Source organism: Brevibacillus halotolerans, assembly GCF_026891775.1.
Lineage (GTDB): Bacteria > Bacillota > Bacilli > Brevibacillales > Brevibacillaceae > Brevibacillus_B > Brevibacillus_B halotolerans.
Genome location: NZ_JAPTNK010000006.1, coordinates 1 through 11,621 on the forward strand (window position 1 = coordinate 1; position 11,621 = coordinate 11,621).

General features: G+C 35.4%; 13 protein-coding genes and 4 pseudogenes. 1 reads left to right on the forward strand and 16 read right to left on the reverse strand.

What is annotated here, in order from left to right:
* Positions 1–292: 292 nt before the first annotated feature.
* A pseudogene (locus O0550_RS09875) lies at positions 293–433 on the forward strand (helix-turn-helix domain-containing protein); the annotation flags it as partial.
* A 35-nt stretch (positions 434–468) separates the two neighbouring features.
* On the opposite strand, the gene O0550_RS09880 reads toward O0550_RS09875, so the two are convergent.
* The 16 genes and pseudogenes from O0550_RS09880 to O0550_RS09955 all read right to left on the reverse strand — a co-directional run bounded on the left by O0550_RS09880 (position 469) and on the right by O0550_RS09955 (position 11,612).
* Positions 469–657, reverse strand: a complete 189-nt coding sequence (locus tag O0550_RS09880; protein WP_255253011.1) for a hypothetical protein — start codon at positions 655–657, stop codon at positions 469–471.
* 161 nt (positions 658–818) lie between these two features.
* Positions 819–2,171 (reverse strand): glycosyltransferase family 2 protein, encoded by a 1,353-nt coding sequence (locus O0550_RS09885; protein ID WP_258426179.1) that lies wholly within the window; start codon positions 2,169–2,171, stop codon positions 819–821.
* A gap of 135 nt (positions 2,172–2,306) precedes the next feature.
* Positions 2,307–2,647: pseudogene (locus O0550_RS09890) on the reverse strand (transposase); the annotation flags it as partial.
* 737 nt (positions 2,648–3,384) lie between these two features.
* Complete coding sequence (locus tag O0550_RS09895) at positions 3,385–4,011, reverse strand: hypothetical protein (RefSeq protein WP_258426180.1); 627 nt, start codon at positions 4,009–4,011, stop codon at positions 3,385–3,387.
* A 263-nt stretch (positions 4,012–4,274) separates the two neighbouring features.
* Positions 4,275–4,607: a hypothetical protein gene (locus tag O0550_RS09900; RefSeq protein ID WP_035318564.1), complete on the reverse strand. Its 333-nt coding sequence runs from the start codon at positions 4,605–4,607 to the stop codon at positions 4,275–4,277.
* Positions 4,608–5,117: 510 nt separating this feature from the next.
* Positions 5,118–5,363 (reverse strand): annotated as a pseudogene (locus tag O0550_RS24645) (RHS repeat-associated core domain-containing protein); the annotation flags it as partial.
* A gap of 153 nt (positions 5,364–5,516) precedes the next feature.
* Complete coding sequence (locus O0550_RS09905) at positions 5,517–5,759, reverse strand: hypothetical protein (RefSeq protein ID WP_138976951.1); 243 nt, start codon at positions 5,757–5,759, stop codon at positions 5,517–5,519.
* A gap of 152 nt (positions 5,760–5,911) precedes the next feature.
* Positions 5,912–6,271 carry a DUF7674 family protein gene (locus tag O0550_RS09910; protein ID WP_258426181.1) on the reverse strand — a complete coding sequence of 120 codons (360 nt, stop codon included), beginning with the start codon at positions 6,269–6,271 and terminating at the stop codon, positions 5,912–5,914.
* Between the two features lie 1,028 nt (positions 6,272–7,299).
* Entirely contained in the window at positions 7,300–7,677 is a 378-nt protein-coding gene (locus tag O0550_RS09915) for a YxiJ-like family protein (protein ID WP_258426183.1), read from the reverse strand.
* Positions 7,678–7,760: 83 nt separating this feature from the next.
* Positions 7,761–8,463, reverse strand: a pseudogene (locus O0550_RS09920) (polymorphic toxin-type HINT domain-containing protein); the annotation flags it as partial.
* Between the two features lie 97 nt (positions 8,464–8,560).
* Entirely contained in the window at positions 8,561–8,995 is a 435-nt protein-coding gene (locus O0550_RS09930; RefSeq protein WP_258426186.1) for a hypothetical protein, read from the reverse strand.
* The gene (locus O0550_RS24520; RefSeq protein ID WP_258426187.1) at positions 8,992–9,579 is read right to left on the reverse strand and encodes a polymorphic toxin type 35 domain-containing protein; all 588 of its coding nucleotides are present in this window, start codon (positions 9,577–9,579) and stop codon (positions 8,992–8,994) included. The genes O0550_RS09930 and O0550_RS24520 overlap by 4 nt, the downstream gene beginning before the upstream one ends.
* A gap of 101 nt (positions 9,580–9,680) precedes the next feature.
* Complete coding sequence (locus O0550_RS24525; protein WP_258426188.1) at positions 9,681–9,941, reverse strand: RHS repeat-associated core domain-containing protein; 261 nt, start codon at positions 9,939–9,941, stop codon at positions 9,681–9,683.
* 133 nt (positions 9,942–10,074) lie between these two features.
* Positions 10,075–10,395 carry a hypothetical protein gene (locus tag O0550_RS09945; protein ID WP_018674242.1) on the reverse strand — a complete coding sequence of 107 codons (321 nt, stop codon included), beginning with the start codon at positions 10,393–10,395 and terminating at the stop codon, positions 10,075–10,077.
* 18 nt (positions 10,396–10,413) lie between these two features.
* Positions 10,414–10,866 carry a hypothetical protein gene (locus O0550_RS09950; protein ID WP_258426189.1) on the reverse strand — a complete coding sequence of 151 codons (453 nt, stop codon included), beginning with the start codon at positions 10,864–10,866 and terminating at the stop codon, positions 10,414–10,416.
* Positions 10,867–11,324: 458 nt separating this feature from the next.
* Entirely contained in the window at positions 11,325–11,612 is a 288-nt protein-coding gene (locus tag O0550_RS09955) for a magnesium and cobalt transport protein CorA (RefSeq protein WP_176489377.1), read from the reverse strand.
* Between the last annotated feature and the right edge of the window lie 9 nt (positions 11,613–11,621).

Genomic DNA, 11,621 nt, shown 5'->3' on the forward strand with positions numbered 1-11,621 from the left:
CCACTGTTCTTTTAAAATCTTCATTGTATCTCTTGTTCGTTTTTTTGTGTTCCATCCGGACTCATCTCCTCTTGTTTTCATTGTAAGGACTTAACTAAGAGGTGTCCATGAAACTATACTAACTCCAAATAATGTTTTGTTTTTCATATATCAAAAACTAAATTGAAGATTTATTAGCACAAACACTCCATCATTTAATAGTGGACGCATCATCCAGCTTTTTCAACGTATCATAACAATTTGTTCTTCCAATGAATATGTGCCAGCCCGGTACGGAAGAGAAGGCAATGTGGAAAAAACAAAAATATTGCAGGCATTAGAGCGCACATATGGAAATAAAAAAGCAGCCGCGCAACTATTAGGAATGTCACGCGGCACACTCTATAACAAAATGAAAAGGTATGGACTTTCAGAGAAATACAATAAACAATAACATCGCACTTAGTTACGACACATTTATATCTTGTGTTACTTCCTGCTCTCTCTGTGGCCAAAGCTGGCGTTGTCTTTTGTTAAAAAAGTTTTCTTAGATTCAATATACCGCTTACTTTCTATACCAAGTAAATCTACATATTTTTTTATTTCTTCTTGAGTTACCTTAAATTTTTTAGCAGAGATTTTTATTGCATCTTGCTTGGTGTAATTTAAATCAGTCATACGTTTACATGCTGATAAGATAGATTTGAACAAATTACTATCCAGAAACTCGTTACGTTCTATTAAAATTTTATGTAGACGGGAATACAAATATTTGACTGCTACTTTAGCTTGCTGAACTAATACACCCTAAGCTAATGGTTCATTCTTCGATAACTCTCTCACTTCCAGTTTCTTTTAAATTTAAAAAATTCTTGTATGTAACCATACACAGAGATAGGTGACATAATCATTTGATAGCCAAGAATAAAGAAAATAAAGCCTATAAAGTTTTTTCTAATTCTAAGATTTAAAGGTTTAAATACAAAATTTCTTTGATAAAAATAAAGAATACTATAACTGATTAGGGTTAAAGGTAAAACAAGAAGTGTCATTGGGCCAACAATCCAGTAATAACCGAAAAAAGTCAATATCAGCCCAGGAAGCCAAAATAGTGTATAAGTAAGATCTAAATAAGGCATGATTAAATTAATTCCAGTTAAGTATTTAACAAATACTTGAGGCTGGTTCCATGGCTTTATTTCATTTAAACCTTCTATCATACCTCTTGCCCATCTTGCTCTCTGTCTGACAAAGTGCTTAAGGGAACTAGGTACTTCAGTAAATGAAACTGCCAATGGCTCAAAATAAACTTTCCACTTTTTCTCAAGTAAACGCCATGTTAAAACAATATCTTCACCTATAGCATCTGGCCAACCACCGACTTCTTTTACACATTGTGTTTTATATATACTAAAGGCTCCTTGAGCAACTAAAGTTCCTTGATATAGGCCTTGAAGTCTTTTAATAGACGCAATACCTAAAAAGTAATCCCATTCTTGAATTTTTGTCCAAAAGTTTTCTCTGCTGTTTTTGGTTAGAACCGAGCCAGCAACAGCACAAACATTTTCTGGGCTAGATTTCATACGTGCTACAAGATAACGTATAGAGGATTTAGGAAGCAGTGTATCTGCATCGATCGTAATGACATAAGGAGTTTCAACAAATTTTAGAGCATGGTTCAAGGCATGGAATTTTCCCGGCATTTCTTCATGAAGTAATGTAATTTCAATACCTAATTCTTTTTTTGCTTTTATGACTTCGTGAACTGTTTGATCTGTAGAACAATTATTAATAACAAATACCTTAATTTTCCCGTGATAATCTTGTTTATTTATATATTGCAAAGTTTGATAGATTTGTCTCTCTTCGTTATAGGCAGCTATAAGAACGATAATCTCATCATGAGGAAATTCATTTTTGAAAGCAGGCTGACGATCAAGAATTAAACTTATTACTAAAAAGGCATTCATATAGCCAGGAATGTATGATATACCTCCGATAATTAATAAAGCTAAAGGAAAGGATACAATATGCGCAAGGTCTTCTAACCATGGAAGCGCCAAGTAAATAGAAAAGCACATCCAAAGCAAAGCAGCTACGTGACTGATCCAGAATTTTGTTATTACTGGGATATACGTTTTCTTATAGGTATGTCCTGTATGGGGGTTAATGGGATTCAATTCAGGTTTCATGAGCTTATCCCCTCTTTTAGATATAAGATGCAGTAATAAATACCTATAAAAAATACTATACATACAATTGAAAGTAAAAATGTATATTTTGGAAATTTAACAATTTAATAGCAGGTTGTCGAGAAACCCAATTTATTAGTTAACCTCAAGCAGTATTTGATTGTCTTGTTGCACGAAATGATCGTTCTCTACCTTAGCTACTCTAGCGAGGTGAAGAGCGATCTTTTTTATATTCTGTACAGTTGCCATCAGTAGCATCTGCGCCTGTTAATTTGTTTTTCCCCGTAAACAGCTGTAGCGAAGTCCATGCAGTTCTTTCGAATCTGCAAAACTTCGCTCTATCGTTTGATAGTGCAGTCTATATGGATATCTTCCTGGCTACTAAGTCAGTTCTGACGAACCCATTCTTTTCTGTTTTCCCAGACATTTCTAGTAATTACTTTTTGGCAACTTTTTGATCGGGTACATTCACGTAATACAGGCGTTTGGATACTGCACATGTGCGGTATCCCCTGCTGTGGATGTATCGTACTCTTAGGTGATTTTATGAGTCCTAGCTCATCATAGGTGCAAGTTGTTGCAGTTCCATCTGGATACACAATCGAGTCCGGAGTATTATCTTCATCCTCGTATCTTTGTTCGTACGTACGCCCAAATGTAGTCATAGAAGTTGGGCATATGTAGGTATATTTACGAGTATTTCCTTTACGATCCATAAAGCTTGCTAGATTCTTACTTTGGTCATATTAGTAATTCTCTTGGACCTTTTCAGTAGCAGGATCGATTTCGTGGAGCTTCCATGAGGGACCATTGTATACATAACGGGCTGTCTCCTTGTCATATTTGCAAAGGTACTCATCGGTTCCCGTTTGCATCGTATTGGAATTTATATATGTTCTTTTCCGGATCTTTTACATAGATCTGTTCTCCTCATAGATCATATTTATAGTCCCAGTTACGTTTTTCTTCCTGTTCGTTTGCTTACTTCCGCTAAGATTACCTCATATTTCTGCTTGTGATTGTTTCTTAAGAACAAGTGCTCATTTCTTCTCATCGTTCAAGTTGGAATAAGCCTTCTAATTTTATCAAATAAATTTATTAATTTTTATTGATTGTATTTGTATGATCCCGCTTCTAAAAAGTAACCCGGCAACTCAAACAAAAAGAACCCCCTGACGAGTAGTTTATCGTTTGGGGTTCCGTTGTACACTATTTAAAACATTCTATCCACTGCTTTTACGTAACTAGGACACCAATGAAACGCATTGACACTCGAATACGCTTCTTGAAATTCTTGTTCCCGTTGAAACCAAGGTAAATCAGGGTGACGATTTAATACATCCCATAAACAGTACCAACCATGTCTTAAGTCTTCTCCACCAGTTGACCTGAAATCACCAATTGAGCAAAAAGCACAAATGGTAAAGGATACGTCCATTTTGTCTTGAAGTGCTTGTAAAGCGATGGAAAAATCCTCAATAGCTTCCGCTTCAAAGGTTATGCCTCTGTAGTCGCATACTAATCTGAACTTTAATTGAGGTTCGTCAGGGTCATATTGTCTAGTGACAGCAATATATTCCTCTATCGTTAGTATTTCTATAGAATTACCATTTGTAGATTGTACAATATTTAAGAACTTTAGCTCATACCCCTCTGGTAATTTCGTTATTAACTCAAGAAGACTCTGAACATATGTTACTTCATTGCTTTCAATATACAGAGATTTTCCTACCAGAATCAGATGAACAGTATCATTTTCTCTAAATCGTACATAAAGGTTCGAATCATGACTGTGTCCCTTATCGTCAACTAGTTTAGTTATGACAATTCTCTCGTTCATTCTCCCCCTCCTTCCTTTACCTTCCCTTGATTGAGATAGACTTTAGTACAATAGTTAAATAAAATAATACGGATTTGATTCTGGATTATACTCAAAATGAAGCTTAATCCCTTTCTTCTCATATCCCTATACCATATCCTATTAAGTCGTTGACCACCTAATAAGTTTGAAAGGGGGTATACTTGATCCTCTATTAATTAAGTATGATCAAAGAAAAAACACCCCAACGAGCATTACTACTCATGTGGAGTGTATTTTGGAGTCTATTTAAATTTTTGTATTTCTAACGAAAAATTTGGTTTCAATTTAACAGGAATATCTCTATGTGAGTTTGATTGTCTAATGATTAAAAGATCACTCTCCGTTCTTATACTTTCAACATCAATTAGTTCAAATTCAAAAATTGAATCTTCCAGATCTTTATGGGTCAAACTCAAGGTACATACATTCTCAAAAACAGATAAATACAATTGTAGATTAAACCCATGCTTGTCCTGCTTTGAGTATATATACATACCTGTTTCTTTTTCATGGAGGACTATTGGTTCTTTACAAAATAGCTCTAATAATTCATACTCGTCAAATTTGATAAACATGATTTACCTCATTTCTATTTTGGAATAACTGTAATTACATTACCTGCACTATTTGAATAACTCTGACATTCCCAAGTCTATAAACCCAAGTACCTACGGTATTACCTTCAATTCGCATTCCACGTTTTATCACATTCTCAACAACCATAGGAGGATTCCCCATTGGGTCAACATAATAAAATCACTATATACCTTTGTCCCTTTTTTCAAGCCCGTGCTAGTGCTTTTTCATTCTATCGATCTAGCTTCTTGTTCAACTCTTGCCTGTAGAGTATCCGGAGCCATTCTTTCAGAAAGCCTTCCAGCGATTATTGAATCTCCCTTTTTCATACTCTAAACTCTTTTTGTAACTTGTGTAGATTTACCAAGCGAAAAACTTTAGTAACGGAGCTAACAGTAATAATAGCCTTACCTCTAATTCTATATCTTCACGAATTCTATCATTAGGCATTTCCTAATCAAAGATATCTATTTTATTACCGTTTTCTTTGATAATACTTCCATTGATATCTAGCTGAATTTAATGCCCTTGTTATTACATGAGCCAGGATGTGTCCACCTTCCATCCTTAGATTCACACCAATTCCCAGTAGGATCAACATTACTCACAGGATTGTTATGCGCATATGTATACCGTTTCACACTCAGTAGATTATCCACTTGCCTCTTATACGTATCCTCTGTTATAAACCTTCCATCATTTGGATCATAATACCCATAATAGCTTGCTCGCAGATAAATCAAGCCCGATTCATCATCTTTTGAGTGGCGGTTTCAAAGCAAAAAGAAACCCCAAACGAGTTTACTCGTTGGGGTAAAAATATATACTTTATAACCTTCTTATCTTAACTTTAATTAATATCCATAAATCCCCAAAACCTCCTTTTTTATAGCACTAGTTGGATCATTTTATAGAACTTCTTTGGCTAGTAGTATAGCCTCCTCTTTACATATCAATCGATCTGGAACGGTATGAAAAAACAACAAATTTTCTTTCAAACTAATAATGTTAGGAGATAACTCTAATGCTCTCCTACTATGAAATAAAGCCGACTTATAAGCTCCGTCAATATGACGTAATAGATGACTTAACAAGGATGAAGCTAGACAGCCAGATAAATCCTCCAACTTCATATCTTTAGCTTTATTCATAGCTTCTAAGTAATTACCCGAAAGTAAAGCGTCGTTAATCCTTGTATTGGTTTTCACCCACCCATTTTGGGATGTCTTCTACCACTATCACTATAATTTAAATCAATACCTCACCAGAATAACAAGCCCAATGAGGTGTCGAATAAATTTATTTAGTATCCATATGCTATTTCTAGCTGTTCACACAATTTCTTTGTTACACTCCCCATATACTGCTTTGCTTTAACAATAATGTTCCTTTCCGTTATTAACGATTCAAGAATAGTGGTAACTAATACCTCCTTTACTTTTTCATCAGAACTCATTGCCATTTTTTCTAAGAATATAAAAATCGCTTTTAGTTTTTTCTCTTGGTCATGTACATTCAGAATTTCAATTAAATACGGATTAAAAACAATACCAAAAATTACATGAGGTAAATCTTCCTTTAACCACTCAATTTCTTCTTCATACACAGGGTTAAGTTCTGGTATTTCTACTAACAATGTTTGAACTAAATCATTGTACTCCATGTTTAATTCACTCCCTATATCTTTATTTACCAGCTAAAGCATTCTCAGATCATTTAATAACGCCTGCGCAATCTGTTTCTCCTGATGATTTAATGTATTATTATTCACTGACTTTTCTAATGCTCTGCTATAGTCTTGACCTTTTTGACTATGTAGTAGTTCCATTTTCGATTAATTTAAGCATATTTTGCCCTTTATACAATTCATTCACAATGTTTTTTAATTTTTTATTACTTACAGCAGGTTTAATACTAAAAATTAATTTTAGAAAAAAACTGCAAATCCGTTTTGATAAAAGTAGTTGTAGCTTCTTGTTTTTAGCTCTACCTTGATTGCCCCTTTTAGTAGCCCACCAACACCCCATCTCTCACATGTAAATGATACTTAAACCCTTTCTCCTGCAAACGAAAACTAGCATTGAAATGGGTACGTAAAGTTTGATGACATCGGTTGAAGAAGTCCCAATATACGTCCGTAAAATCTACTACAATTCGATCAATCGAACTGGCACGTCTTCCATACTCAGCCCCCAATCCGAATTTTTTAACGAATTTCGGACTATATTAGAGGACAAGGTGGTTAGCCTAAAACGTTCCTTACCTGCTTCTATGTAAACTTGCACGTTACCAGATTAATTTTGACCCTTACACAATAAACATCGGGATATCCCCTCATTTTGTTGCAATGAATATTTTTTGATCGTCCTTCACCCTATACATCGCTTTATGTACGTACATTGTCGCAACCTTTTTTTGAAAATCTGCAAGAAACCGAAGATAACAAAAAACAGGTCAACCATGGTGGTATCTGACCATAATCAATCTGAATATCGTAACGGTATTGCGTTACTTAGGGTATATTTGTTAACCTCTCTCGTACATACCTTCTTTTCAGGAAAATATTATACCGGGTTGATGAGGGTTAAGTTCTTGTGGAACGTACCGCCCGATTCATTCGGCACTGGGTGGGGAAAAGAAAGACCTCGAAGGATAACCCCTCAAGGTCTGCAATAATTAAATTGATACTCGTTAATTGCTGTGCAAATAATCTAGAATTAGCTTTCTTAATTGTTCATGATTATTGTACTCATTTTGAAAGTCAGGATAGTTCTTCAAACTTGTTTCAATAAAACTGTACTGAGGAAATCGTTGAAAAAAACCCTCATTCAATAATTCAACTTGCTTCTTAGGGATGTTAGCAACGTTACCTTTTAAAATATAACTCGTCGTTCCAACAATTACAGTACAATAATCATTAAAATCAGCGTTTAAACTTTCATCCTGAAGTAATACAAAATCCCTTTCAAAATCAATTTTTATTCTCCTAGTATCCTCATATGGAAAGGGATTAACTAGTTGAAATTTGTACAGGTATGATATCTTTGCTAGAATTTCTTCTTTATTCAATTCCCTAAACCTCCAACCAGTTAAAAATACGTTATTGCTTACCAAAAGAAACTATAGTACCATCCGGTGCTTATGCTCCAGTTCTAGCTTTCTATCTTGAGTGTATTTCCATCGCTCTGAACAAGCAAGTCACCAACTTCAAGGTCTTTCACATACGTCCATCCCTTGCCCCCTACCCAAAACGGATGATTATAGGGCGATTCAATCACTTGGTCGCCAACATGGATTTGGTAAATCTCATCTGTTTCATGGTTGAATGTAGCCGTAACCTCTTTGTATGCAACCCCGCCAGTCTCGACATTCTTAGAGAGAACCTTATCTCCGACTTGAATGTCTTCGATATTTTTCTCCCCTTCGTCTGTCAATACCTTAGTACCTTCTGTAAAGCAATTACATTTTGAAATTGCTTTGGCTACTTTGTTAATTTTAACTTCAACTTTAGCTACTTTAAGAACTTTTGCAAATGGGAAAAGGCTAGCGGCAGTAAAAGCTTTTTCACCCAATGATTTAGTCGGATCCAAAAGCGTATTTATATCGTCTACTATTAAGAAATTTGCTCCTTCAGTTGCTATCTTCTTACCTGCCGTTACTTGTGCATCAAGATTTGTCTTGCAATTCGCCATATCAACAGCACATGTTAAAGACGGAGAAACCATTGTACACATACGTATACCGATTCAAACTAAGCGGATTATCCACTTGCGCCTTATACGTATCCTCTGTAATAAATCTTCCGTCATTTGGATTATAAGTTCTGGGGCGAAGATAAACCAAGTCCGATTCATCTTTCGAGTGGCGGATTCAAAGAAAAAAGATACCCCAAACGCGATCTACTCGTTGGGGTAAGAATATATACTTTATTGCCGTATTATCTTAACTACAATTAATATCCATAAATCTCCAAAACTTCCTTCGCTATAGCACTATTTGAATCAGTTTGTAAAACATCTTTGGCTAGGAGGATAGCCTCATCTTTACTTATCAATCGATCTGGAATGGTATGAAAAAACAACAAATTTTCTTTTAAACTAATATTGTTAGGAGATAACTCTAATGCTCTCCTACTGTGAAATAAAGCCGACTTGTAAGCTCCGTCAATATGACATAATGGATGACTTAACAACGATGAAGCTAAACAATGTAAATCACTATTTTCACCTAATTGAAAGATTAAAAAAGTAACAAAAGTGTATGCTACAATTTCTTCATTTTCAAATGCGAGTTCAAGTAATGACCCAGATAAATCCTCCAACTTCATGTCTTTAGCTTTATTTATAGCTTCTAAATAGTTTCCTGAAACCAGAGCTTCCTTAATCATGGTATTGTTCTCACCCATCCATTAGAAATTTTTATACTACCGTTCGGCAATTTCACATAAGTTACCTCTACAAATTCACTGCCTACTTTTAGTACTTTTTTATATGAGGTTGTAACTCCACTTTTATGGACCTGCTCCGCTCCTTCTCTCATAACTCTAGACATGATGACAGAGACCTGGGTCCAATCATTTGGATCATTAACAATTCTACTCCAAGCATGCTTAGAATCCATGATATGTTTTATTTTATTGCTTCCTAACTCCGAAACTTCCTTCATTACATATGACGAGAAATGCTGAAGATCTACCTTAAATAAAAACTCTCCACTTTTTTGAACAACTTGCTTTGAAGAACCTTTTACTATTCCTTTTATTGACGATTTAAAGATTCCCTTAACAATTCCTCCACCTAAAGATAAATAAGTAAATGGATCTTCAAATCCTTCTAATTCTCTGGCCCCACTACCATCATCATATTTGAAAGCCCCAATAACTTTACCGTTTTCAATGATAAAGTCACCACTATGATCATTATCATGAGACTTTTTGCTGGATTTACTACTACATCCGCAGGATGTGCCCACCTTCCATCCTTAGATTCACACCAATTCCCAGTAGGATCAACATTACTCACAGGATTGTTATGCACATATGCATACCGATTCAAACTAAGCGGATTATCCACTTACCCCTTATACGTATCCTCTGTTATAAACCTTCCATCATTTGGATCATAATATCTTACACGCAGATCAATCAAGCCCGATTCTTCATCATACATCTCACCTGCATACAAGAACGGATTGGACATCTTTTCCTGCTTGCTCTCTACATTTCCCCAAAGGTCATACTCATACTTATTCAGGGTTTGACCTGCCTTATCCTTTATTTCTACGATGCCAGTGTGGGTATTTGTATAGTAATAGCCTTGTTTTTCATCCTTCACATCATCCCGGTAGAGAAGCTCGTTCCCCCAGATGTTGCAGGCTTGGAGGTTATTTTTTTCATCTAGTGCTTTCTACAACGTCAAAAAGAAACCCCAGACAAGCATGATTGCTCGTTTGGGGTAAAAACATAGTCTAGTATAAGGTCAGGTAATCATCATCAATTTCTCCAGATAAAGTGAATACAAGTCTGTACGAACCAACTCCTTTTTCCTGATAAAAAATCCGAAGGTTTGTTACTACACGAGTGTAATTACACTCAGGCCAGTTTCCAAGTGATAATGAAACAGTATCAATGAATACATCCAAATACTCAGGGTTATAGTTAGTAAAAAACATACGAAACTCCTCGGGATCGTCTACACGATAGCTTTCAAATGCTTCCCAAAAGGATTTAATGGAGCGCTCTTCTATTTTATTGGATAGACACCACTCTTTTAACGTTTTAATATTCATTATATTTTCTTGCTCCTTTTAATGTTTTCCTTTATCAAACCTATCAAATATAATACGTCCAGACTTCGAATCAAAGTTACCGTAGATACGCCAATCACCGTACTGCCCCTTAACTTTAACTTCATATTTATACCATTTTTTTCCTACCCCTATTCCCTTACCAGAAAGCATCTTAATCCCATTTTCACCTTTACCTCCGACTATGCCCTTATTCATTGCATCTACAAATTTTTGAACTCCTTCCTTACCAAACTTGTTTCGAATTTCATTATAAACCTCATGTTTAATCCAACCCTGACCTATATTCTTAGAGAAAAATTGCAAATCCATTTTAATAAAAGTAGTAGTAGCTTCTTGGGCTGCCTTTTTGGCTCCAGCTTTGATTGCTCCTTTTACTAGCCCACCAACACCTGAAATGTAAGTAAATGGATCTTCAAATCCTTCTAACGCTCTTACTCCATCATTAGACATTTCATACTCAAATATATCTATTTTTCTATCATTTTCTTTAATAATACTTCCATTGTGATCACTATCATAGCTGGATTTACTGCCCGTGTTATTACATGAGCTAGGTTGTGCCCACCTTCCATCCTTAGATTCACACCAATTCCCAGTAGGATCAACATATACAAGAACGGGTTAGACATCTTTTCCTGCTTGCTCTCTACATTTCCCCATAGATCGTCTCATACTTATTTAGAGTTTGACCAGTCTTATCCTTTATTTCTACGATATCACCGTGGGCATTTGTATAGTAATAACCTTGTTTTTGTCTTTACACATCATTGTGGTAGAGTAGTCCATATCCTAAAATTTTACAGGTTTAGAGGTTATTCTTTTCATCTCTTCTTTCTACAGGCCAAAAAGAAACCCCAGACGAGCATTGATACTCGTTTAGGGGGTTAAAAACGATTTTACGTGTTCCTTCAAATGTTCAGTTTATTTACTACTATACTAACCGCTTCTCTAACATCCTCTATTTTATAAAATGCTTTTGGATCGAGTTTATGATCCTCCTCGTAGGGAGAAAATCTTGAGGTAACGTCCGCTAGATTACGAAACATCTCACTCTCAAGTTCTGTTAACTCATCATAATCGAGATCAATATTGTAGGTATACGAAAACTCATCACAGAATTTTGGTAATTCAATCTCGTTTTTCTGTAATAATTCAATTAGCCAATACAAGCGTTCTTTAGGAGTTCGTTCGCTCACATTCTCCAC